The sequence below is a fragment of the Marinobacter sp. MBR-99 genome (assembly GCF_040547575.1).
In the GTDB taxonomy this organism is placed as follows: Bacteria; Pseudomonadota; Gammaproteobacteria; order Pseudomonadales; family Oleiphilaceae; genus Marinobacter.
Map to the genome: position 1 here is coordinate 316,422 of NZ_JBEPPY010000001.1, position 23,813 is coordinate 340,234.

Below are 23,813 nucleotides of genomic sequence, written 5' to 3' on the forward strand. Positions count from 1 at the left end.
AGTGGGAGCGGCTGGCCGGGTGACAGTGAATCAGGAGTGCCTGTGTAAATAATCCGGACACTCCCGGGGATTACCCGCGGGCCGGCCAGTGGCCCACGCTAAATGAACGAACTACGGTATCATTGTTCCTGCTCAACCGTTTCCGCCGGTTCCTGGTACTGTGAGTCCTGAACGGGCATTACCGGGCGTATCTGGTTGATGTCCCCCGTGGGCACTCTGGGGTCATCTTCTATCAAAACCATGAGAGCACCACCCAGGATGAGGATCAGCAGTACTATCTTGATCAAAACATTGCGAGACATAGATTCTCCTGTTTGCATTCGCCTTCTATTACCTTGAGGGCTGTGGCGTTAATTACAACCATTGTCCGAAGGTCGGTTCGACAGCGCCGCCGTGTTTGGTGATACTGCCCTGAAGCCTTTTGACGGAGGAGCAGGCCATGACACAGGCAACCGGTAGTCTGGTGCAACAGCGCACGGAGAACGGCATCGCCACGGTAACGTTGCGTGACCCTGAGCGGCGGAACAGTTTGTCGATGGCCATGCTTGAGGCATTGTCAGATGCTTTTACAGCCATCGAAAAGGATTCCGACATCCGCGTGGTAGTGCTGGCTGCCGAGGGGCACGTATTCTGTGCCGGGCACGACCTGCGGGAGATGCGCTCGAAGTTCGACAGCCATGAATTCCAGTTGGCACTTTTTCAACAATGTAGCAAGGTGATGCAGCAGATTGTTAACCTGCCGCAGCCGGTGATTGCCAGGGTAGCCGGGGTGGCCACCGCTGCCGGTTGCCAGTTGGTTGCCAGTTGTGATCTGGCCGTGGCGGAGCAGGGGGCCCGGTTTGCAACCCCCGGCGTGAATATTGGCTTGTTTTGCTCTACACCCATGGTGGCGTTGTCCCGAAACGTTTCCCGAAAACACGCCATGGAAATGCTGCTGACCGGGGAAATGATTGACGCGCCCAGGGCGGAAGCTCTTGGACTGGTTAACCGGGTGGTCGCTGCAGACGTGCTGGATGAGACGGTCTACCGGATGGCGGCAACGATTGCCAGCAAATCCGGGCATGCCCTGAAAATTGGTAAGGCTGCGTTCTATCGCCAGCTGGAAATGCCGTTATCCGACGCTTACCGATACACCGCTGAGGTGATGGCGGCCAATGCCTGCACTGACGATGCCCGGGAAGGGATCTCAGCTTTTCTGAACAAACGTGACCCGGACTGGAAGCATCGATAACCTCAACCCGCTTATGGCTGGCACGCTTCCTCTGCCGGCCAGAGCAGTTGATCGCCGGGGGAGATATTCCGCGCCGCAAAGTAACCCTTGTTCATTTCCACGGCGTTCCAGAACGGTTCCCCCGAGGGATAGGTCGGGCAGTTCCGGCCTTTGGAAGAGGGGCAAGGTGTCATGGAATGGATACTGACGATAACGCCCTCTTTATCCAGATAGGCAATGTCCAGGGGGATCAGGGTCTGATACATCCAGAACCCGTGACTGGGTGATCTTTCCGTCTGGTAAGTGAACAGCATGCCGGCGTCTTCCGCCAGTGTGGTTCGTTCCATCAATCCCCGTTGCCGCTGTTTGTTTTTGCTGGCCACTTCGAGCACTACGGCATGCTTGTGACCGCCTGTCGCAAAGCAGGCTTCTACGCTGGGCAGGGGTTCCAGCGCACCGGCCAGTGCGGCCGGGGCAAACGCGATTGTTATCAGTGTGATGACAATCGCAACTCTGAACTGTCTCACGTACGCAACCTGTAGCCGGTTTTGAAAATCCACCATACGGTGGCCATACACAGGGCGAGGAAGACCAGTGTCATACCCACGCTGATGGCCACATGCACGTCTGCCACGCCGTAGAAGGCCCACCGGAATCCGCTGATCAGGTACACCACCGGGTTGAACAGGCTGATGGTCTGCCAGATGTCAGGCAGCATGTCGATGGAGTAGAAGGTGCCGCCCAGGAACACCAGAGGCGTGACGATCATCATCGGTACAATCTGCAGTTTCTCGAAACCGTCCGCCCAGATGCCGATGATAAAACCGAACAGACTGAAGGTAATGGAGGTCAGTACCAGGAACGAGAGCATCCAGAATGGGTGCAGAACCGAGTAATCAACGAACAGCCGGGCGGTGGCCAGGATGATCAGGCCAAGGATGACGGCCTTGGTGGCAGCCGCGCCCACGTAGCCGAGCACAATCTCGAAATAGGAGACCGGCGCAGACAGTACCTCATAGATGGTGCCAGAGAACTTGGGCATATAGATGCCGAAGGAGGCGTTGGAGATGCTCTGCATCAGGAGTGACAGCATCACCAGGCCGGGGATGATGTAGGCGCCGTAGTCGATACCGCCGATCTCACCCATTCGGGAGCCTATGGCCGAACCGAACACCACAAAATACAGGCAGGTGGAGATCACCGGCGACAGCACACTCTGCATGACGGTGCGCTTCATGCGCGCCATCTCGAACTTGTAGATTGCTTTTACACCGTACAGATTCATTACCCTCTCCATTTTTACCGGCGGCTATTCGTGTACCAGGCCAACAAATATTTCTTCCAGCGAACTTTCCCGGGTTTGCAGGTCCCGGTATTCGATTCCCAGATCCCCAAGGGTACGAAGCAGGCGGGCCACGCCGGCCTGCTGTTGCTGGGCGTCGAAGGTATAGATCAACTGGTAGCCGTCGTCTGACAGTTCCACCGGTTCCAGGGTAAGCTCGCCGGGAATCTTTTCGAGCTTGTTCTGAAGATGCAGGCGAAGCTCTTTCTTTCCGAGCTTGGACATGAGGCGCTCTTTCTCTTCCACCAGGATGATTTCACCCTGGCGAATCACCCCGATTCGGTCCGCCATTTCCTCGGCTTCTTCAATGTAGTGGGTGGTCAGAATGATGGTGGTGCCATTTTCGCGGAGTTTGCGCACCATTTCCCACATATCCCGGCGCAGTTCTACATCCACCCCGGCCGTGGGCTCGTCCAGGAACAGGATACGAGGCTCGTGGGACAATGCTTTGGCAATCATCACCCGCCGTTTCATGCCGCCAGAGAGAGACATGATGCGGTTGTTGCGTTTGTCCCAGAGTGAGAGGTCTTTCAGTACTTTTTCAATATGGGCCGGCTTGGGTGGCTTTCCGAACAGCCCACGGCTGAAAGACACCGCATGCCACACCGTCTCAAAGGAATCGGTATTCAGCTCCTGGGGAACCAGGCCGATGGCCTCGCGGGCTTTGCGGTAGTCTTTCACGATGTCGTGGCCGGCGGCTTTTACTTCGCCGTCGCCTTTATTGACGATACCGCAAATGATGGAGATCAGGGTGGTTTTGCCGGCGCCATTGGGGCCAAGCAGGGCGAAAATCTCACCGGGGTAGATCTCCAGATTGACGTCTTTGAGGGCCTGAAAGCCGTCGCCGTAGACTTTGTTCAAGTGCTTTACGGAAATGTCCGGTTGCACGGGCGTGTCCTGTTTTTGGGGTGACTCAAACCAGAAAGCCCGACATTTTCTCATGGCAGCAGCAGTTTAGAAACCTTTGCTATGTCAGGAATTTTCCCCATAATGCCCGCTTCTGAAAAGGCAGGGGCGGAGTATGGTACGAACCATTGTGATTGTGGGTTTAGTGGCGGGAGCAATTGTGCTTGCCCTTTTTGGCTCGCGCCTGTTCGAGACTGTTGATGACACCGCTAAGCATCCCGAGTGCAATCTCTTGGCCGGTGCCTGCCAATGGACGAACCGGGAAGGTAAATGGCAAGTTACCTTGCAGGAGCTGAAAGAGGGCGCTCACGGCACGGAGTATTTACTTCAGGTGTCTGTTGCCAAGGCCCCCGATCGCTTTCTGGCTGTCTTGAAGGGCCAATCCATGTACATGGGTGAGTATCCGGTGCCCATGGTCAGGGAGTCCGCACTGGAGTATCAGGCCCGGTTTACCGCACCTTTCTGCACAACCGGCGCCGATATGATCTGGCGAATCGATCTTCAGGATGGTCAGCAAAAATTGGAAAATGTGCCCTGGACACTGGTGTTCAAAGCGCAAAAATAGTTAAATCCTGCAAAATTACAGTCGTTTCCAGGGAAAAGTGATGGATTACGGGGAAAGTGTTCAGAAAGTTCTGCTGCGCAAGATCAGTAAAGCGGAGCAGGACCTGTTACAGCTCAAGCTGGATTACTGCCGGTTTGTTTTTGGCCTGTCTCATCGCGCCCGGGTAACCGCCAACGGGAAGGTCTGGTTTGTGCGCTCGGTAGACGTGCAGTCGATGACCTATACCGATGAAGGCACCTTCACCAAGCCCAGTGTCAGTGGTTCTCCAGAGAACGATGAAACCGGTCAGGAGATTGTTACTCTCGGATCAGACTGGGAATTGGTAACCGTTAAATAAAGGCGTTTCCGGTCACCACCTCGTAAAGGCTGGATGCCTGCGGTACGAATTGATGTACTGTCCAGAATTCTGCCCCTTCCAATCCTGCCCGATAACAGGCCAGTGACTCGCCACTGGATGTAAGCGTGGCGATAACCTGAATGGCTACCGGTTGGCGAATGCCGGTTTTTCGATTCGCAATTCTGGCAACCATCCCGGCAAGGGCTTCGCTATGGCGACTGGTCCTGGGGCTGAGGGCGCAAGCGGCACCGTACAACCAGGCGACGGCGTAGGTGCGCACAACCTCAGGTGCTTCTGCCAACGCAAGTCCGTTCACTCTGCAATCACGTTCCTGCAGTGCTGCCAGGATATGCAGCCTGGTAAACAGCTCGGTTTTGTCCGGAGAAGTCACCACTGCGGAGGCGGCTGCTGGGTGAGCAGGGCGTTCCGGGATCGGATCCTGTGAAACCGAAACCCTGACAAGACCGGCGCTGTTACCCATAACGCCTGTCTGCGAGAGCAATTCCTGCCGGCTTAGCGAAAACATCCGCAATGCCAGCATGGCCATCAAGATTACGAGCCCCAACTGGGTAATAACGACCAATCCATTGACCATCATAGGAGTGCCTGCCTTTCTAACGTGCGATTAACAACGGTTGCGACGGATTGTAACAGGATGTAATCGTCAGACGAGCCAACTGGCCAGCAGAACGTGTAAAAGCTTGGGGCTTACCCGGAAATTGTGATGGTCATCCCAGCACTTCAGCAGGTGGGCATGGTTTGAAGGGCCAGTTTACGGCGTATGTAACGACCAAGAATGTCGACGCCTATGTTAAGCAAGGCCGTGATCAGTATCAGAATCATGGCACGGTCGAACTGGATGTTCTGGATGGCAGAATCAACGTAAAAGCCCAGTGTGTAGATACCGAGGATGCCCAGAATCGCCGTTTCCCGCATGATGATTTCCCAACGGTAGAACAGAAACGCCAGGAACGAGCGGTAAACCCGGGGTACCAGTTCCCAACTGTAGCGGGCGAAGCCTTCCGGGGCGTCCGGGCGCAGGTGGATGGTGTTGGTCTGGCGACCGATCAGATGCCCGATAATGCCTCCGTTGTGCAGTGCCAGGGCCACGACCGCCGGCAACATGGACGGCCCCCACAGTTGCAGCAGGATGTAAGCCAAAATGTATTCTGGCGTGGATCGGGCTATCACCAGGAACACATGCCCGGAGGTGCGGCGCACTGGCCCGCCAAAATGCTTCGAGATCAGCGGGAATGCCAGTAGCGACAAAATACCTGTGGCCACCAGCGCTATCTGGGTGAGCACTACCGTATTCCAGATACCCGGCAGAGCCTGGTTGACCAATACATCGCCAAGCCAGCTGGACATCGCAGCCAGGCCCTCACCGTTTCTCAGCGGTGCCGGTACGATGTCTTCGGTGAAAAAGCGCTCCACATTCCCCCAAACTATCGGGAACCCGTCACCCAGGAAGAAGGGCGCGGCCAGGATGTAGACCGGCAATAACTTGGGCTTAACCCATAGGGGCATGGTGGCGATCAGCACGTAGAAAAGTATGAGCATGGCACCTGCGTCGGAATACATGCCTTGAGAGAACGAAGACTCGAGGTAGAAACCAAGGGTAGGCAGGCCGACGAAACCGAGGATGGCGGAAGACCGCAAACCGCACTCAAGTCGGTAGGCGGTGTAGGTGCGCAACTGCACCCAGCAGTCCGGAATACGCGCATACAGGAACGCGGCAATGGCATGGGTGCCCTGAGGCAACAGTTGTGCGGGTTCTGGGTCGGCCTCATCGAGGATTTCCGAATACACCTTGGCGAAAATACCGGCGTAGGGAATGGCGATTGCTAATACCCCGGTCAGCGGGTGGAAACCAAAGAACTGCAGGAAGATCAGCGCCCAGAACAGTTCATGGATCGCCCGTACGAAGGCGCAAAAAATACGTACCGGCATGAAACGGTACAGAAGCGCCAGCAGGAAGCCGAAGAAACTGCCAAGGGTGACGCCCACAAAACCAAAGGCAACGGTGCGCAGAAGAGCGGTTAGCAGGCCTTCGGTACTGAAGAAGTTGGGGGTAACCACGCCCAGGAAGAACTGCCCCAGGTCCCGCCACGGATTGGCAGTGGTAATGGCAATGTCGGCCACCAGAAGCCCTGCCAGGGCAATGGCAAGAAACAGAAAGCTGGCGCGAACGGTGGGATAAGAGAACATGGGGTACCGGCGCTGCCTGTCAGTAAAGCGTCATGATATCAGACGCGTTCAGTTTGCTGGCCGGTTCGTCCAGCGCTACCAGGCCATCCTGAATACCAACAATACGATTGCAGTAGGCAAGCGCCATATCCACATCGTGGAGTGCAATCACACTGGTGCTGAAGCGTTCGGTCAGGGCTTTCATGACCAGATGCGCCATGGGGCCATCCAGCGCAGAAATGGGCTCATCGGCGAGCAATATCCGGGCATTACGGTACAGAGCCCTGGCAATGGCAACACGCTGTCGCTGGCCACCAGACAGGGAAGCTGTGGCTGACCACTGCTTTTCAGGAATGCCAAGTTGATTCAACAATTCGCTGATGACAGCACGGTCTTTCCGGAACGGCCGCAGCAGCGTCAGAGTGTTATACCACAGCGGGTGCTGGTCCAGCTGACCCATGAACACGTTGTGAAAAACCGGCAGTGCATTGACCAGCCCTAGCCCCTGGGGCACGAGTGAGGCGTCACGAGTCAGGCGCTCATAGAGCAACTTGATCAGGGTGGACTTGCCAGCCCCGCTCTTGCCCACCAGGGCAACATGCTCACCTTCCTCTACCTTCAGAGACAGCGGGCCTATCACCCGCTTGTCTCCAAAACTTGCACTTAGCTGATCAAATGAAAAGCCTGACATCAATCGATGATTCCGAGGTCTTTGGCAACGCTGCGAATGGGCTCGTAGTCATCGTTTGAAGCCGGAATAAAGCCTTCGCGGGGGAAGCTCTCCAGCAGTGCGGGATCATCCAGATTAAGCAGGGCCTGGCGAACCCTGTCCATGAAGCCCTCACCAAAACGGTCATCAACGTCACCACGGATGGTCCACTGGTAATTGGGAAAGCCTGGGGTCTTCCAGATAATCCGGACGTCGTCGGTGTTGATGTTGCCGTCTTCCAACTCCTTCTCCCACACCTTGTAGTTAAGGGCGCCGACTTCATAGGTTCCGGATTCAACCAGCCGCAGAGTGCGGGTATGGTTGCCACTGAAACCAACACGGCTGAACACAGTTTCCGGCGCCTCGCCGAAACGCTGGCGAATGTGGTACTCAGGAATCAAGCGGCCGGAAGTGGAACCCTTGGAGCCAAACGTGAAAGTTTTGCCGCGAACGCCTTCGGGAAGGATATCACTGCGCTCAAGACCAGTGCTTTTGTGGGCAATGAAGTAGTTGTAAAACGCCTGATCCTCAACACCCTGGGCCAGTGCTTCTGAGCCGGGAACCAGTGCACGGGCCTGAACGCCGGACAACCCGCCAAACCAGGCCAGTTGTACCTGGTTGTTGCGGAAAGCTGAAATGGCTGCGGCGTAGGATTTTACAGGAATGTAGCGTACATCTACCTCCAGTTGCTCCGACAGGTAATCGGCGATGCCACGGAAGCGCTCCACCAACTTGGTTTCGTCTTCATCAGGGATGGCCGTGAAGACAAAGGTTTGGGCAGATGCAGTGCCAGTGGCGAGCAGGATCAGAAAGCCGGAAACAAGCCATTTCCGTATTTGCTTGAGGATCATAATCTTTCCTTTTAAAAGAGGACAATGGTGTTGCGGTGGATTGCGACCTGCAGAGGATAACGTGATTATCGTCAAGTCTGAACCGATATACGCTAGAACTCTTTACCTGGAGCATTCAGAGCGACAGAATTGTGCAAAACTTCCAGGCAGACCTATGAATATTAGCATCCTTACCCCGGCGGGGCCGGATTCGAAAGCAGGAAACCGCGCAACCGCACTGCGATGGCAACAATTGCTGGAAGAAGCGGGCCATCGGGTAACGGTGGAAACCCATTACCCTGAAGTGCCAACGGACCTGCTGATTGCCCTCCATGCCTGGCGAAGTGCCGAGGCCATACAGCGCTTTCATACCGAATGGCCCGAAAAGCCCCTGATCGTCGCACTTACCGGGACTGACATTTACCATCACCAGTACGAATACCCGGACGCAACCCATGCCTCTATGGCAGCGGCATCCGTACTGATTGGCCTGCATGATCTGGTGGCGAAGGACATTCCCGAGTCCTTCCGGCACAAGTTGCTGACCTTGCGGCAATCCGCAGCCAAACCGGCGGTTCGGGGTGGTTCCAGGCCCGAGTCAGGTCGCTTCAATATCTGCGTTATCGGACATCTCAGGAGTGAAAAGGACTCCCTGCGTGCAGCCCGGGCGAGCCGATTGTTGCCGGAGGAATCCGCCATCACTGTCTCCTGTGCAGGCAAGCCTCACAACGATCAGTGGCGGGAACGGGCATTAAAGGAAAACAGGGAGAATCCCCGTTTCCACTGGCTCGGAGAGTTGGAGAAAACGCAATTGGAAAACCTGATGGCGGTGAGTAGCCTGATGGTGATCAGCTCCGTAATGGAAGGCGGTGCTAACGTGGTGTCTGAAGCCTGCAGGGCAGGGCTGCCCATTCTGGCGTCTGACATTCCGGGTAACCGTGGCCTGCTGGGTGAGCACTACCCCGGCTACTATCCGGTCAAGGATGAAGCTGCGTTGGCCCGGTTGATGCGCAAGGCCGAAACCGAACCGGAATTTCTGGCAGAACTGGCCGCCTGCGTGAACAAGCTGGCAGAAACCTTTACCCCGGAGCGCGAACGCCAGAGCCTGGAACAGGCCCTGGCGCTGGCGCTCGCTGCGGTTAATCCCGCAGCGTGATGGGTTCGATCGGTCCGTTTTCGTCCTGGGCAAGCACCCGGCCGATAATCGCGGTGTGGGGATAGCCAAGAGCCTTGAGCTCCGTGACACAAGCTTCCGCCACGGCTGCGGGCACACTGGCCAGAAGTCCTCCAGCGGTTTGCGGATCAAAGATCAGGGGGTAGCGGGGATGGTTAACCCAATCTCCCTGATCCCGGATACCCCGGCGCAACCTTATGTTGGCGGGCTGCAGTGAGCTCAGGATGCCAGCCGCCACGGTTTCTTCCGCGCCTGGAAGAATGGGGATGGCAGTCAGGTCCAGTTCGGCGTCGACGCCGGAAGGCCTCGTCATTTCCACCAGATGGCCCAACAGACCAAAGCCGGTGACATCGGTACAGGCGCGTGCGCCATGGCGTAGCAAGCACTCCGCAGCGGCTTTATTGGACTGGACCATAGACGCCAGTGCAGCATCAATCCAACGCCCCTTTGCGGCTAGACGGGCATGGGCGGCAAACAGGGTTCCGGTACCGATGGGCTTGGTCAGCAGGAGCACATCGCCGGCCCGCAAGCCACCCTTGCTCATGACCTTGTCAGGATCGATCAGGCCATTCACAGCAAACCCGAGCGCAAGTTCCTTGCCTTCACCGGTATGGCCTCCAACCAGTGCACAGCCCGCTTCGTTAAGCACTTCCACCGCGCCAGACATCATCTGGAACACGGTATCTTCCACCTTTGACTCAATACCGTAAGGCACAGTCGCCACCGCGGTAGCGCTTTGAGCTTCCGCGCCCATGGCAAAGACATCGCCAAGACTGTGATTGGCGGCTACCTTGCCGAAGATATAAGGATCATCAATAAATGCGCGGAAGAAGTCCACGGTGTGGACCACGGCCTTGCCCGGAGGCACTTGCAACACCGCGGCATCATCCGGAGCGTGCAGGCCAATGAGGATGTCATCGCGCTCAATCGGGCGCAGCTCACCCAGCGCCCTGGACAACACCGTGCTACCGACTTTGGCGCCACAACCGCCACAACGCATGGCGACAGCCGAGATGGCCTGCGAGGCTTCTTCGGGATTCTGGGCGGCCGAGGTGTCTGGCAAACGGGCGCTGTCTTCCATGGCTGGAAGATCCGTAAATTTCTGCATGAACCGGCGGTCAATCCAGTCTTTCCAGCGCCAAACCCAGGCGCCCGAGAACCCGTAATTACCTTTGGAGGCGACGGCGAATTGGTCACCGGTGCTGATCAACGCCAGCCAGGTTTTCTGCGGATTGAATGGTCTGGGTGGTTTGCCCAGGGCCATGCGTTTGAGGTTATCCGCCAAAGGCCGCCCCTGGCGCACCGCAAACACCCCGGCTTTTTCACGGGGGTGGTTCACCACGTTGGCGATGTCGCCGGCAACAAAAATGTGGTCGTCGTTCTCGGTCTGCAGGGTGTCCCTGGCCCGTATAAACAGGCCGTCATCCAGTGCCAGGCCAGTAGATTCCAGCCAGGCCGGGCCACCGGCACGGGTTACCCAGAGTACCTCGTCGGTCTGCAGAGTCTGGCCGGACTCGGTATTCAACAGGCCGGCATCCACCCTCGACACAGCATCGCCCAGATGCAGCTTTACGCCCCGGCGAACCAGTTTGTCCCGGAAGACCGCGCGAACTTTGGCATTATGGGTAGGCAGAATCTCGCTTGCGGCGTCGAACAGATGGAAGTGCAACTGGTCCGGGTCTTTGCCGCGGTTAGCAAGTTCATTGCGCAGGCGGAACTGCATGGCCAGGGTAAGTTCCACCCCGCCGGCACCGGCACCAACAACGGCGATGGTCATGGGGCCATCGTGGTTCTCGATGCGGGACAGCAACGACAACCATCGGTTGTTGAACCCGGTGATGGGCTTCACCGGTACCGCATGTTCCGCAGCACCGTTTACCTCGGAAACCCGGGGAGAGGAGCCGATGTTGATCGAAAGGATATCGTAGGGAACATTCGGGCGGCCTTTGCAGATCACCCGTTTTGCCGCACGATCAATGCCAGACACTTCCGCACGGTAGAACCGGGCACCGGCGTACTCTGCCAGTCGGCTCAGATCAATATGCACATCGTCATAGCTGTAATGCCCCGCCACATAACCGGGCAGCATGCCGGAGTAGGGGGTGTGGGTATCACGGCATATGAGCGTGAGCCGAACGCCGGGGACCGGATTCATGGCGAATCGCTTGAGGACCCCGACGTGGCTGTGCCCGCCACCTACCAGGACGATGTCCCGTAATACAGGTTGATCGGGTGTTTGCATCAGATGACTTTCTTGGCTTCAGCAGATAGCTCACTGAACCCTTTGATGCTCTTGAAGGCTTCCAGTTTCTGTTTATCGGCATCGCTCGGGTTGGCGATCTGGTCGATGGATGTAATGCCGGCATCTTTCATTTTCTTTGCCGTTGCCGGGCCAATACCCTTGATGCGGGTCAGGTCAGATTTGTCCGCCGGCTTGGCGGTTTTGGCTGCTACCGGTTTCTTTGCTGCAGGCTTTTTGGCAGCAGCAGGTTTGGCCTTGCTGGCAGCCGGCTTTTTCACAGCTGGCTTCTTGGCCGCAGGCTTTGCACTTGTTGCCTTTTTAGCGGCAATAGTGGCCTTCTTGGCGGTGGTGTCTGCGGCTTTCTTGACGTCTTTGCCCGATTCCTTGGCTGCAATACCCAGCTTGTCCAGCAATGAGCTCTGCAGTTCGTGGAATTCGTTCATCCGGCGTTCGAACTCTTCATTAAAGCGCTTTACCTCACGCTCACGGAGTTCGTCCATTTCCTTGAGCAGTTTACGAACCGGATCCTGAACCTGATGCTGCAGGTGGTCGAACTGTTTCAGGGCATCATTGATGAGTGTTTCAATCTGAGCCGTGGTTTTCTCGAACTCTTTGTTCACTTTTTTGACAATCTTATCAACACTGGGTTTGGCTTTCTTTGCCATAGGGCGTCTCCTTACAGAGGGGGATAGAACGGTGGAACGGTGTATCAGGCCAATTGCCTCATTCCGTTTGTCGTATTCGAGCTTCGTCTGGACTTGAGGCTCTGCTTCTTCAGAAGCACTTCACGAATACGGCGTAGCTTGTCCGAAAGAGGGGAGTTATCTCCGGATTCAAGTTGAAAAAAATCAATCGAGTAGAAGAAGTTGCTACAGTGCTTTCTCTTTTCGGTAACCAGTCCGGTAACACCCTCGGCGCGAATTTCTTCAAACGGCATATCCATAATGAGGTCGAGTGTAATGGTATCACCGGGCTTGAACAGCTTATCGGTTTTCATCACACAGCCGTAGCTGTCGAGCTCATAAAGGCGAGCTTCCACGGTTTCCTTGCGAAACAGGCCATGGCGTACGCGGAAACGGGCAACAAGATCCGGTAGTTCTTCGTTCATGAAATGCTTTCTCTGCCTCTGAGATCAGCCAGATTATTTGAGCATAAATTAAACAATAGACGGGCTATTTAATTTTGGCAATGCCATCAGCTGTCTACCGTAACCCTTTCATGGAATAGTTCAACATCCGCCCCCCGCAAAGGGGGCCAGATGCGGTCGTTATCTGGTTTTCAATTCGTACAGATCAACACGACGATCTTTCAGGTTGGTGACTGAGCCTTCGTTACGTACCAATTTGAGTTTCTCCAGGTCCATATCCGAGAACATGATCATTTCAGTGTTTGGTGTGGTCTCCGCCATCACGGCATCGTGCGGGAATGCGAAGTCAGACGGTGAAAATACGGAGGATTGTGCGTACTGGACGTCCAGGTTCTCTACCTTGGGCAGGTTGCCGACACTGCCGGTGATCACCACATAACACTCGTTTTCGATGGCGCGGGCCTGGGCACAATGGCGAACCCGCAAGTAGCCGTTTTTGGTGTCGGTCCAGAAGGGTACACAGATGATGTCCACATCCTGGCTGGCAGCTACGCGCCCGAGCTCCGGGAACTCGATGTCGTAGCAGATCATAATGGCAACCCGGCCAGCATCTGTATCGAATACCTGGAACTTGTCGCCGCCTTCAATCACCCAGTCGCGGCGTTCATGGGGCGTGATGTGGATCTTGCGTTGCTCGTCCACGCGGCCATCCCGGTGGCACAGGTACGACACGTTATAAACCCGGTCGTTCTCGATCAGGGGCATGGAGCCGGTGATGATGTTGATGTTGTAACTGACCGCCATTTCCGACATTTCATTGCGGAACTGTTCGGTGAACCCGGCAAGAAAACGAATAGCGCGGGTCTGATCCATCTGGTCGGTCAGGCCCATCAGGGGCGCGTTGAAGAATTCCGGGAAAAGGGCAAAATCGCTTTTATAGTCGGACAACGCATCGACAAAATACTCTACCTGCTTGAGCACTTCCTCAACCGAGGTAAATTCCCGCATCTGCCATTGCACCGCACCCAGGCGAACCTGGGTTTTCTTCACGTTCAGCACCGAGGAGGGCGGGGTATACAGGATGTTCCGCCATTCCAGCAAGGTGGCATAACCCAGCGACTTTTCATCTTCCGGAAGATATTTGTGCATCAACCGGGTTACCTGAAAATCGTTGGACAGCTGGAAGGTGAGAATCGGATCGTAAATCTCTTTGCGGTCGACGCGATGGATGTACTCTTCCGGCGTGTACTGTTCGGCATACTTGAAGTAGTTTGGGATGCGCCCGCCGGCCAGAATGGCCCTGAGATTCATGGAGCGGCAAAGTTCCTTCCGGGCTTCATAGAGACGACGGCCCAGGCGGTAGCCCCGATACTCAGGGTGGATAAATACGTCCAGGCCATAGAGTGAATCGCCGTTAGCGTTATGCCAGATTTTTTCATTTCGGAGGATGAGGTCATCGTATGCGTGAGGGTTACTGAACCGCTCGTATTTCACACAAACAGTCAGCGCCACGGCTACCAGGTGGCCGCTATCTTCAATGCAGATCTGGCCATCAGGGAACTGCTCTACCAAGGCCTTGATGGTTTCCTTTGGCCAAGCGCCACCGATATCGTCGTAAACCTCGTCCATCAGCTCCTGTAGCTGGCTGTAGTCTTCAAGCGTCAGGTTTCGCAGATTCAGATGGAGCTCTTCGTGGGCCATCGGGTGTGTCTCCTTCAATATGGCAGCATTTAACGCCTGTTTGTCCATTCTATCAAAGAGTTCTAAAGACTTCGCTCAAATTGCCGTTAGTCAATTAATTCACATCTATAATTGATGCGATGCTGACTGATTGGCTTCAGCTTTACTGGAGGAATTCGCCTTGCAATTCTCATTTTCTCAGAAACTGCTCATCGCCGTTGGCGCGCTCATCGTAATGCTGATGGCTGCTTTGACAGTGGCAACGGATGTCAGGCTTCGATCAACCACGGATCGATATGTCGAGGCGTTAATGGCCGATGCGGTTGAGCAGAGTACGTCCAGTATTTCCGATTGGCTCAACACTCGCCTCGACATGGCTGAGGCAACGGCCAGCGCCCTTGAGAGTATCCGTACCGACAATATGGCCCGAACCTTGATGGAAGCAATGACGCGCGGCGGCAATATCATGGATGTCTATGCCGGTACAGAGGATGGCCGGATGCTGATGAGAAGCCCTGAGGTGGAAGCGACGTTGCCACCTGACTATGACCCCCGAACCCGCCCCTGGTATCAGGGAGCCCAACGATTGGGGCGCTCGTCGTTCACTGAGCCTTATCAGGATGCAAGCACCGGTGCGACCATTATCTCGGCCATGGCGCCGATCAAATCCGGTTTGTACAAAGGGGCTGCCGGCATGGATATCGGGCTTGGCACGATTGACCGCATGTTATCGACCATTACGCTGGCGGATACCGGATTCGCCGCGCTGGTAAACGAGAAAGGAACTGTGCTTTTCTATCCGGACTCGACGATGGTTGGAAATAATATTTCAGACATTATCGGCCAGCGGCCCACATTTGATGGCAGCCAGCATCAGTTTGATATGGACGGAGACCGTTGGAGTGTCAGCTTGCATTCGATAGCCGATGCCCGGGCTGTGGACTGGTACCTTGTGACCTTTGTTAACGAGGATCTGATCAACGCTCCGATTGTCGAAGCCCGCGTGGGTGGTCTTGTTATCGCTGTGGTGGGTTTGATTATCGCTCTTGTGGCGCTGTATTTCGGAATACGATTGCTGATGGTGCCGGTGCGCCGCCTGAACGGTGCCATGTCCAGCATTGCTTCTGGTGAGGCAGACCTGACCCGCAGACTGGATGATTCGGCGTCTGACGAATTCGGTACGCTGGCTCAGAGCTTTAACCGCTTTGTTGAAAATATCCAGCAGGTTGTCAGGGAGGTGAAGGAGGGCAGCGATGAGCTGGACGAGAATGTCACCGCCCTGCGCAATACGTCAAGCACCAGCCGCTCAAGTGTTGAGAGCCAGCAGAGCGAGATTGATATGATCGCCACTGCGATCAATGAAATGTCTGCTGCTGCCGGGGAAATCGCCCAGAACGCACAGCAAACGGCTGAAGCGGCTGAGAATGCCGATCAGGAGAGCCGCGAGTCGTTGCTGACGGTAACTGCGTCCCGGGATGCGGTGCAGAAGCTTTCCAATGAGGTTAACGCAGCGGCTGAAGTCATCGACACCCTGGGTAAGGATGTGTCATCCATTACAACGGTGCTGGAGGTTATTCAGGGCATAGCAGAACAGACCAACCTGCTGGCACTGAACGCCGCGATTGAGGCCGCACGGGCAGGGGAAGCGGGTCGTGGCTTCGCGGTGGTGGCAGACGAAGTACGCAACCTGGCCCAGAGAACCCAGTCTTCCACTGAGGAAATCAATAACATGATCGAGCGTCTGCAGAAAGGCGCCGGCGATGCGGTGGAAGTTATGAAGGCGTCAACGGCGGTGTCTAATGTCAGTATGGAAAAAGCCCAGGACGCCATGGAATCCCTGAACCGGATTGCCGAGGCCATCACCGCCATCAGCCAGATGACGTCTCAGATTGCCACGGCTTCAGAGGAACAAACCTCGGTTACCGAAGAGCTGAATGCCTCCATTACCCGGATTGCGGACCAGGGCCAGGAGGCAGCCAAAGCCGCCAGTGAAAACGATGTGTACAGCGGGCACATTGAAACCATCGGCAGAACATTGAATGAAAAAGTGACCCGCTTCCGCGTATAGAAGAGGCTGGCCATGGACGGCCAGCGGGTTACAACCTTTCAATCAGGTGAGGCAATCTGGCTCAGATAATCGAGCCGGCGGCGCAGGTTTTCCAGAGTGTGCCGCCCCACATACATGGATTCCTCGCTGAGGTACGGGTTCTCCAGGGTAATCACTTTGCGCTTCTCAAGCCCGAGCTCTGTCACTGCGCGACCGAACCAGCGCTTCAAATAAACGGCAAAACTGCCATCTTTAATGGCGCGCTCTATTCCCAGCTGTAACCGATGGGCGGCTTCCTGGTCGTTTGGAGCGACAAAAAGATAGGATGGCATGTGGTAGGCGAACAAAATATTGGGTTCGATGACCAGATCGTCTGCCCGATTGTGTTCAAGGTCAAACAATACTTCACCAACGCCACGGGCAAAGCATTCAAAACGTTCGTTGCGGAGCATACCAAACAGAATTTCATAGCGGGTGTGCGTAACGACCTGCAGGCCGTTAGCCTCGAGAATCGGCGTGTCTGGCCAGTGGGAGCCCTGGCCAATCCGGATGTTCCGTGACGTCAAATCGTCAATATTCTGAATGCCCTCGAACTGGGGCAGATGCTTTGGTAATACCAAGCACACCCTAAAGCCCAGCAAGCCGCCATCTACCGGCAAGGGAATGGGATTGAGAAATTCCTCCCGTTCAGTAGTGGTCGCAACATTGGCAATATCCACCAGCCGGTTATTATTGTTGGCCAACTCTCGAAGTACCCGGCCCTGGCTCAGTTCCTCACTGCGAACGACCTTGAAGTCGCCGTATTCCGACGTTTTGGTCAGCGCCAGCTCGACCAGTGACCGGATAGCTGGGTTGTCGTAATTTCGGTACCACAGAATAAAAGTGCGCTCGTCATCCGCTTCGCTCGCAATGGCTGGAGCAGGCGTCGACAAAGACAGGGCCAGAAGAAACCCCGGTAGATAACGATGAATAAAACGAGTTCCTGCAACCAATGCCTTGTTCCTTAAGTGGCGCGCCCCCTAACTGTAGAACAGAATCGGTTACTTAAACCGGACAACTTTCAAAAATACTGTAAAAGATTCTTGAAGCACGCGCGTTCGGCTGCAATGATCCCGAAAACCCATTCTCTGGAGCCCCGAATATGGCACTCATTGATACACTTATCGGCACCGCTGGCCAGTGGGTAACGGCGAGCGACCCGAAAGCCACGCTTCTGCAGCCTGTTGAATGGCTAAAGAAAACCGGTAGCTACGCCACCGTTAACCGCCTGATTGGACTCGCCATTCCCTTTGCCCCGCGAAACGGCTTCAGTGTCGAAGAGATGCGCCCCGGTTATGTTCGGGCGAAAATAAAGCTCAAGGGCAACAAGAACCATTTTGGCAGCCTGTACGCCGGTGCCTATTTCCTGGTGGCGGAGATTCCGGGTGGTGTGCTGTCGCTGTTTGACCTGGGGCCCGCCTACACGCCTATTCTCAAGGAAATGACCCTGGAGTTTCTGCAGCCGGCCAATTCGGATGTTACGGTCGAGTTTTCACTGGCGCCGGAAGCGGTTGCCGCCATTCTGGCGGACGCCGATGCCACCGGCCGGGCAAAGTTCACCCTGGAAGGCAAGCTGAAAGACAAAGAGGGTAACCACGTGGCCACCTCGCTGGCCCATTACCGGGTGCGCAAGAAGGGGTTCAAGCCTCAGGACTGAGCAATTTCCCGTAGGGTTTGCAGGAAGATCTCGCCATATTTCTCCAGCTTGGCGGCCCCTACGCCGCTGACCTCTGCCAGTTGCTCCAGGGTTTCCGGGCGGCGTTCCAGCATATCGAACAGGGTTGTGTCGTGGAAAATCACGTAAGGCGGCACACCCTGTTTATCTGCCAGTTCCTTCCGGCAGGCCCGTAACGCATCCCAACCGGCCTGGTCGGTAATCTGCTCCCGTAGTGCCGGGCCCGAGCGTTTGCCGGCCGATCTGGACGATGCGGATTTTTTGGCCACCGGGTCTTTGCGTAACTCGATAGCCTGTTCACCCTTCAGCAGCGGGCGACACTGCTCCGTGAGCTGTAAGGCGCCATAACCCTCCGGATCTGCCCGCAGGTAACCGTTGGCAACCAGCTGGCGGAATACCGATTTCCATTCGTTAGCCGAGAGTTCGGTACCAATACCGTAAGTGGAGATGGCCTGGTGGCCAGATTGAAGAATGCGTTCGTTCTCAGAGCCACGCAGCACGTCAATCAGGTAGTTAACGCCAAAACGCTGCCCGGTGCGATACACACAGGACAGCGCCTTTTGCACGGCCACGGTGCCATCCCAGGTTTCAGGCGGTGTCAGGCAGGTATCGCAATTACCACAGGGCTGCTCCAGTTCATCACCAAAATAACGCAACAGTACCTGGCGGCGGCAGCGGGTGACTTCGCAGAGGCCAAGCATGGCATCGAGCTTCTGGCGCTCCACCCGTTTAAACTGGTCGTTGCCCTGCGACGCTTCAAGCATCTGCCTCAACTTAATGACATCCTGCAGGCCGTAAACCATCCAGGCGGTGGACGGCTTGCCGTCCCGGCCAGCCCGGCCGGTTTCCTGATAATAGGCCTCCAGGCTTTTGGGTAAATCCAGGTGGGCGACAAACCGAACGTCTGGTTTATCAATGCCCATACCAAAGGCAATGGTCGCCACAATGATAACGCCGTCTTCGCGCAGGAACCGTTCCTGATGGCGGGCCCGGGCTGTGGCATCCAGCCCCGCATGGTAAGGCAGGGCGGTGTAGCCTTTGTCCGCCAGCATCCTGGCGGTGGCGTCTACTTTGTTGCGAGACAGGCAATAGACAATCCCGCAATCACCTTCATGTTCCGCTTTAATAAAATCCAACAACTGCTTGTTTGCGTTTGTTTTTGGCGTGATCCGATACTGGATATTCGGGCGATCAAAGCCGCTGACAAAGTGCCGGGCGTTGGTCAGGGACAGGCGCTCGGCAATCTCTTTGCGGGTTCGCTCATCCGCCGTTGCCGTCAGGGCTATCCGCGGGATACCCGGGAACTCCTGGGCGAGCATGCTTAACTGAAGGTAGTCGGAGCGGAAGTCATGGCCCCACTGGGATACACAGTGGGCTTCGTCAATGGCAAACAGCGATAACGACGCGTTGTGCAGCAATTCGATGGTGCGCGGCTGTATCAGCCTTTCCGGTGCGCAGTAGAGCAAGTCCAGTTCACCGGTCATCAGGGCGTATTCGGTGGCACGGGCCTGCTCATAATCCATGGTGGAGTTTAGGAATGCCGCTCTCACACCGAGTTCCCGCAACGCGGCCACCTGATCCTGCATCAGCGCGATCAGGGGCGAGACAACAATGGCCGTGCCGGGGCGGACCAGTGCGGGCACCTGGTAACAGAGCGATTTACCACCCCCGGTGGGCATCAGCACCAGGGCGTCGCCACCATTCACAACTTCCTGAACGATTTCACCCTGTAGCAGGCGGAAACTCTCATATCCAAAAACCTCATGCAGTACCTGCTCCGGGCTGCGGCTTGCAGAGGAGGGTGGTTCGCGGGTCAGTTGCTCGAAGTCCTGGTCCGGATACATGGTGGTCGTCAGCCTTTGGGCGGGTGAAGTTCGGAGCGAAATGATACCAGATACTGCCGCTGGAGTGGTCAATACACCTTTTGGGATGGAGGCAAAGCGACAAGAGAAAGGATACAATAGCGCCCCTTCAGAGACTGTGATTAACCATTTCGAAAAACAACAGGGCATGCATGCAGGAATTTGACGCGATCCGACCTTATTCGGATGAAGAAACCGCCCCCGCGATTCAGCGCCTGGTTAACGACCCGGATTTCCTGGACATGGTTGGCCGGTTCAAATCACCGGTTGCGGCCAAGTGGGCGCCGGCCCTGCTGAGAATGTTTGTGAAGCGCTGGCTGGTTCGGAATTTCGGCCATTACCACCGGGTGGATGACCTGCAGGCCGGCTTATCGGGCTATGTTGGAGACCTGGTTGAAAGCACCACGTCCAGGGTGACTCACAGCGGCCTGGAAAACCTGAGCAAGAACACTGCGCACCTGTTTATCTCCAACCACCGTGACATCGTGTTTGACCCGATGGTGGTGAACTATTTGCTGTTCCAGAATGGCTTTCACACCACCCGCATTGCCATCGGTGACAACCTGCTGGCAAACCGTGTATTCGCGGAGATGATGCGCCTGAACAAGAGTTTCGTGGTGCGCCGTAACATGACCAGCCCAAGGGAAATGCGGGACGCCTACCTGACCCTCTCCGGGTTCATCAATCACAGCATCGATACCAACCACAGCATCTGGATTGCCCAGCGTGAAGGCCGCGCCAAAGACGGCATTGATGTGACAGACCCGGCCATCATCAAGATGTTCTACATGAGCCGAAAGAAATCCGGGCTGGATTTTGACGAAGCCATGAACCGGCTGCACATCGTGCCGGTTTCAATTGCCTATGAATACGACCCATGTGATGCAGACAAGGCCCGGGAGCTGGAGGTTCGGGCCAGAACGGGCAATTACCGGAAAGCAGAAGGCGAAGATACAAATCAGATCATGAAAGGCCTGACCGGGTACAAGGGCCATGTTCACGTGCATTTCGGCGCGCCGATCGCGGATGCGGAGGATAACCCGAGGGCCCTGGCGTCGCGGATCGATCATGAAATGCATGCCAATTATCACCTGCATGCGTCTAACCTGGTGGCCTACCAGATGCGAGGTGTTCACCCGGAAGCCCACGAGACACCTGGTAGTGTGAGCGAAAGTGTTGTGACAGCGGAAACCTGGTCACCGGCAGATCTGGAAGCCGCCAAGGCAGAAATGGAGCGGCGGCTGGAGGCCTGCGATGCGGCCATTCGCCCGTATCTGCTGGATATGTACGCCAACCCGGTGGTGAACGCCCTCGCCGCAAACGACATCGGCGAGGCGGTGCTGTCGCCGGCGGAGTGAGTCAGGCCCAGAGCATGGCACCCATCTCCAATGGGTGGGTGAGTGCGTCATGGTATGGGTACATACGCACCCGCAGGGTTTGCAGGCCCGGGTAGGGTGGTTGTACCCGGGTTTTGAACAGCGTCTGGCCCTCTTTTTCGCCATCCGGCTCCAGGAAAAAGCGGTCTGGGCCCGGTTCCGCATGGGTGCCAGCACATTCCGGCGTCACCAGACATTCAACCCGAACATCACTGGGGGCCAGGCCATTCAGGCTAACGCCAATGCTCAGTTCCACGGATTCATCCCAGGCACACTGGTCATCCACGCAACCCCGAACGTGAATCGACACACCATCCCAGGCGGCTCTGACTCGTGCCTTCCACTCTGCGAGCTCAGTGGCCAGGTTAAAGCTATCGGCAGTCAGGCGTTTACCTTGCGCTGTGGCAGGCTGGTAATAGTTGCGAACGTAGTCCATCACCATGCGCTGCGCGTTGAATCTCGGCGTAATGGTCTTCATGGAGGCTTTTGAGCGGGTTACCCAACCCTTGGAGTAGCCCTGCGACGCACGGTTGTAGTAGAGCGGGATGATGTCCTGTTCCAGCAGATCGAGCAGGTCCCTGGCTTCTTCCCGATTGCGAAACTCCGGGTCCAGCCCGGTGTCCCTTGGGGTAATCGCCCAGCCGTTGGTTTTGTCATAACCCTCTCCCCACCAGCCGTCCAGAACACTGAGGTTGAGGGCACCATTAAGCGCTGCTTTTTCTCCGGACGTACCGCTGGCCTCTTTCGGGTACTCGGGGGTATTCAACCAGACATCTACACCACTGAGCAGCCGTCGGGCCATGGCCTGGTCATAGTTTTCCAGCAGGATGATGTGGCCCATCAGGGAGGGCTGCATGGATAACCCATGGATGACCTTGATCAGTTGCTGGCCGGGTTGGTCCTGGGGATGGGCCTTGCCCGCGAACACCAGCACCACGGGGTGATCTGGATTGGTCAGCAGTCGTTCCAGCCTGGCCAGATCGGAAAAGATCAGGGTGGCCCGTTTGTAGGTGGCGAAGCGCCTGGCAAAGCCGATAACCAGGGCGTCTTTTTCAGGCGAGGCCAGCTGCCGGGCCATGCGCTCGGTTACCGAATGCCCGGTGCCGTTTCGTTTGTGCTGCCGCTTGAGCCGGCGCACGGTGTACTCGGCCATCTGTTGTTTAAGCGCCTTGTGAACGCTCCAGTAGTGATAGTCCGGAATCTTGTCGATGAAGTGCCAGAAGTCCGGGTTCAGCAATTCGCTCTTCCAGGTTGGGGCGTGCATGTCGAACAGACTCGCCCACTCCGGCGCCAGGAAGGTTGGTACATGCACGCCATTGGTGATGTACTGGATCGGGTTATCCCTGGCTGGTACCTGGGGCCAGATATCCCCCTCCATCTGCGAGGCCACCCCGCCGTGAATGCGGCTGACGCCATTGTGAAAGCGGGAGCCGCGCAGCCCCAGACTGGTCATGTTGAAGCTGTCGTCGCCATTTTTTGAGCCCAGCGCAAACACTTCCGTAAAGTCCAGCCCTGACTCCTCTACATACGCCCCTAGATGATGGGCGACCAGATCCCGCGGGAAAATGTCGTGGCCAGCGGGTACCGGTGTATGGGTGGTGAACAGGGTTGATCCTGCAACGGCTTCCAACGCCGCACTGAACGGCAGACCTTCCGCCATAGCCATACGGCACCGTTCAAGAATCTGGAACGCGGCGTGGCCTTCGTTAATATGCCAGGCTGTCGGCTTGATCCCGAGCTCAGATAGCACCCGCACGCCACCGATCCCGAGTAGCATCTCCTGACTTACGCGTGTGCTGAAGTCGCCACCGTAAAGCTGCAGCGTTAGCGCCTGGTCGTCTGCGTTGTTGTCCGGCGTGTTGGAATCCAGCAGGTACAGGCGAATATGCCCGACCCGTGCCATCCAGACTTTGGCGTGAACATCGCGGCCAGGGAAGGGCACGGACACCGTCAGCTGTTTTCCGTCTCGTTCCACCGGGGTAATGGGCAATTCATCACTGGAATGGCTCTGATAGCGCGCGATTTGCTGACCCTGGGCATCAATGGTCTGGATGAAGTAACCCTGCTGATACAGCAACCCAACGGCCACGAACGGCAGACCCAGATCGCTGGCGGCCTTGCAGTGATCGCCGGCCAGAATGCCAAGGCCGCCGGAGTAGATCGGAAAGCTTTCATGGAAGCCAAACTCTGCACAGAAATAGGCCACCAGGCTGGTCTTTGGGTCGAGTGCTTCCAGAACTCCGGCCCCGGGCTCGGATTCAAGGTAGGCATCGTAACTGGACAGTACCCGGCGGTATTCCGCCATGAAGGCACGATCTTCTGATGCCTCATTCAGCCGGGTCTGGGACACCCGGCGCAGGAACAGTTTCGGGTTGTGCTCAACCTTTTGCCACAATCGAAGATCGATACGGGCGAAGAGACTTCTTACCCCGTGATCCCAGCTATAGAACAAATCGTTAGCCAGAACCTCAAGCCCTTCAATAGCCTCCGGAATATGGGGGCGGGCTTCCAGCCGGAACTCCGTTGCCTTGTGCATGATCATGAC

The 23,813-nt window shown here is 56.2% G+C and carries 22 protein-coding genes; 7 read left to right on the forward strand and 15 right to left on the reverse strand.

Going from position 1 to position 23,813, the window contains the following annotated elements; all coding sequences use genetic code 11:
* Positions 1-119: 119 nt before the first annotated feature.
* Complete coding sequence (locus ABIE59_RS01520; RefSeq protein ID WP_354443579.1) at positions 120-302, reverse strand: hypothetical protein; 183 nt, start codon at positions 300-302, stop codon at positions 120-122.
* 137 nt (positions 303-439) lie between these two features.
* Here ABIE59_RS01520 and ABIE59_RS01525 point away from each other — a divergent pair, with 137 nt between their 5' ends.
* Positions 440-1,231, forward strand: coding sequence for an enoyl-CoA hydratase (locus ABIE59_RS01525; RefSeq protein WP_354443581.1), 792 nt, complete (start codon positions 440-442; stop codon positions 1,229-1,231).
* Positions 1,232-1,242: 11 nt separating this feature from the next.
* Here ABIE59_RS01525 and ABIE59_RS01530 read toward each other — a convergent pair whose 3' ends face one another.
* Genes ABIE59_RS01530 through ABIE59_RS01540 form a run of 3 tightly spaced genes read right to left on the reverse strand, consistent with a single transcriptional unit; the run spans position 1,243 to position 3,440 of the window.
* Positions 1,243-1,737 carry a DUF192 domain-containing protein gene (locus ABIE59_RS01530; RefSeq protein WP_354443583.1) on the reverse strand — a complete coding sequence of 165 codons (495 nt, stop codon included), beginning with the start codon at positions 1,735-1,737 and terminating at the stop codon, positions 1,243-1,245.
* Positions 1,734-2,495, reverse strand: a complete 762-nt coding sequence (locus ABIE59_RS01535; RefSeq protein ID WP_354443585.1) for an ABC transporter permease — start codon at positions 2,493-2,495, stop codon at positions 1,734-1,736. Before ABIE59_RS01535 ends, ABIE59_RS01530 begins: the two co-directional genes overlap by 4 nt.
* Positions 2,496-2,519: 24 nt before the next feature.
* Positions 2,520-3,440 carry an ABC transporter ATP-binding protein gene (locus ABIE59_RS01540; RefSeq protein WP_354443587.1) on the reverse strand — a complete coding sequence of 307 codons (921 nt, stop codon included), beginning with the start codon at positions 3,438-3,440 and terminating at the stop codon, positions 2,520-2,522.
* A 133-nt stretch (positions 3,441-3,573) separates the two neighbouring features.
* On the opposite strand from ABIE59_RS01540, the gene ABIE59_RS01545 reads away from it, so the two are divergent.
* Together ABIE59_RS01545 and ABIE59_RS01550 are read left to right on the forward strand one after the other, a co-directional pair.
* Positions 3,574-4,023: a hypothetical protein gene (locus ABIE59_RS01545; protein ID WP_354443589.1), complete on the forward strand. Its 450-nt coding sequence runs from the start codon at positions 3,574-3,576 to the stop codon at positions 4,021-4,023.
* A gap of 40 nt (positions 4,024-4,063) precedes the next feature.
* Positions 4,064-4,360 (forward strand): hypothetical protein, encoded by a 297-nt coding sequence (locus ABIE59_RS01550; protein ID WP_354443591.1) that lies wholly within the window; start codon positions 4,064-4,066, stop codon positions 4,358-4,360.
* Here the strand turns inward: ABIE59_RS01550 and ABIE59_RS01555 are convergent.
* The 4 genes from ABIE59_RS01555 to ABIE59_RS01570 all read right to left on the reverse strand — a co-directional run bounded on the left by ABIE59_RS01555 (position 4,353) and on the right by ABIE59_RS01570 (position 8,107).
* Entirely contained in the window at positions 4,353-4,958 is a 606-nt protein-coding gene (locus ABIE59_RS01555; RefSeq protein ID WP_354443593.1) for a hypothetical protein, read from the reverse strand. The two genes, ABIE59_RS01550 and ABIE59_RS01555, sit on opposite strands and share 8 nt — an antisense overlap.
* 143 nt (positions 4,959-5,101) lie before the next feature.
* Complete coding sequence (locus tag ABIE59_RS01560; RefSeq protein WP_354443595.1) at positions 5,102-6,568, reverse strand: PhnE/PtxC family ABC transporter permease; 1,467 nt, start codon at positions 6,566-6,568, stop codon at positions 5,102-5,104.
* 19 nt (positions 6,569-6,587) lie between these two features.
* Entirely contained in the window at positions 6,588-7,238 is a 651-nt protein-coding gene (locus ABIE59_RS01565; RefSeq protein WP_354443597.1) for an ATP-binding cassette domain-containing protein, read from the reverse strand.
* Positions 7,238-8,107, reverse strand: coding sequence for a putative selenate ABC transporter substrate-binding protein (locus tag ABIE59_RS01570; RefSeq protein WP_354443599.1), 870 nt, complete (start codon positions 8,105-8,107; stop codon positions 7,238-7,240). Before ABIE59_RS01570 ends, ABIE59_RS01565 begins: the two co-directional genes overlap by 1 nt.
* A gap of 154 nt (positions 8,108-8,261) precedes the next feature.
* On the opposite strand from ABIE59_RS01570, the gene senB reads away from it, so the two are divergent.
* Positions 8,262-9,242, forward strand: a complete 981-nt coding sequence (senB, locus tag ABIE59_RS01575) for a selenoneine biosynthesis selenosugar synthase SenB (protein ID WP_354443601.1) — start codon at positions 8,262-8,264, stop codon at positions 9,240-9,242.
* On the opposite strand, the gene selD is transcribed toward senB, so the two are convergent.
* From selD to ABIE59_RS01595, 4 genes are all read right to left on the reverse strand, one after another.
* On the reverse strand, positions 9,226-11,502 hold the full coding sequence (selD, locus tag ABIE59_RS01580) for a selenide, water dikinase SelD (RefSeq protein ID WP_354443603.1): 2,277 nt from the start codon (positions 11,500-11,502) through the stop codon (positions 9,226-9,228). The genes senB and selD overlap by 17 nt on opposite strands.
* Positions 11,502-12,167, reverse strand: coding sequence for a helix-hairpin-helix domain-containing protein (locus ABIE59_RS01585; protein ID WP_354443605.1), 666 nt, complete (start codon positions 12,165-12,167; stop codon positions 11,502-11,504). Before ABIE59_RS01585 ends, selD begins: the two co-directional genes overlap by 1 nt.
* Positions 12,168-12,211: 44 nt before the next feature.
* Positions 12,212-12,610, reverse strand: a complete 399-nt coding sequence (locus tag ABIE59_RS01590) for a hypothetical protein (protein ID WP_061332911.1) — start codon at positions 12,608-12,610, stop codon at positions 12,212-12,214.
* 159 nt (positions 12,611-12,769) lie between these two features.
* Positions 12,770-14,290: a GNAT family N-acetyltransferase gene (locus tag ABIE59_RS01595; RefSeq protein ID WP_354443608.1), complete on the reverse strand. Its 1,521-nt coding sequence runs from the start codon at positions 14,288-14,290 to the stop codon at positions 12,770-12,772.
* A gap of 160 nt (positions 14,291-14,450) precedes the next feature.
* Here ABIE59_RS01595 and ABIE59_RS01600 point away from each other — a divergent pair, with 160 nt between their 5' ends.
* Positions 14,451-16,337 carry a methyl-accepting chemotaxis protein gene (locus ABIE59_RS01600; protein ID WP_354443610.1) on the forward strand — a complete coding sequence of 629 codons (1,887 nt, stop codon included), beginning with the start codon at positions 14,451-14,453 and terminating at the stop codon, positions 16,335-16,337.
* A gap of 38 nt (positions 16,338-16,375) precedes the next feature.
* Here ABIE59_RS01600 and ABIE59_RS01605 read toward each other — a convergent pair whose 3' ends face one another.
* A complete protein-coding gene (locus tag ABIE59_RS01605) occupies positions 16,376-17,308 on the reverse strand; it encodes a transporter substrate-binding domain-containing protein (protein WP_502915306.1) in 933 nt (310 codons plus the stop codon).
* Between the two features lie 149 nt (positions 17,309-17,457).
* Between ABIE59_RS01605 and ABIE59_RS01610 the strand changes: the two genes are divergently transcribed.
* The gene (locus ABIE59_RS01610) at positions 17,458-18,012 is read left to right on the forward strand and encodes a PaaI family thioesterase (protein ID WP_072677296.1); all 555 of its coding nucleotides are present in this window, start codon (positions 17,458-17,460) and stop codon (positions 18,010-18,012) included.
* On the opposite strand, the gene recQ is transcribed toward ABIE59_RS01610, so the two are convergent.
* The gene (recQ, locus tag ABIE59_RS01615; protein WP_354443612.1) at positions 18,003-19,874 is read right to left on the reverse strand and encodes a DNA helicase RecQ; all 1,872 of its coding nucleotides are present in this window, start codon (positions 19,872-19,874) and stop codon (positions 18,003-18,005) included. The two genes, ABIE59_RS01610 and recQ, sit on opposite strands and share 10 nt — an antisense overlap.
* A gap of 170 nt (positions 19,875-20,044) precedes the next feature.
* On the opposite strand from recQ, the gene ABIE59_RS01620 reads away from it, so the two are divergent.
* Positions 20,045-21,250, forward strand: coding sequence for a 1-acyl-sn-glycerol-3-phosphate acyltransferase (locus ABIE59_RS01620; RefSeq protein WP_072677294.1), 1,206 nt, complete (start codon positions 20,045-20,047; stop codon positions 21,248-21,250).
* 1 nt (position 21,251) lies between these two features.
* Here the strand turns inward: ABIE59_RS01620 and glgP are convergent, their stop codons facing one another.
* A complete protein-coding gene (gene glgP / locus ABIE59_RS01625; protein ID WP_354443615.1) occupies positions 21,252-23,804 on the reverse strand; it encodes an alpha-glucan family phosphorylase in 2,553 nt (850 codons plus the stop codon).
* Between the last annotated feature and the right edge of the window lie 9 nt (positions 23,805-23,813).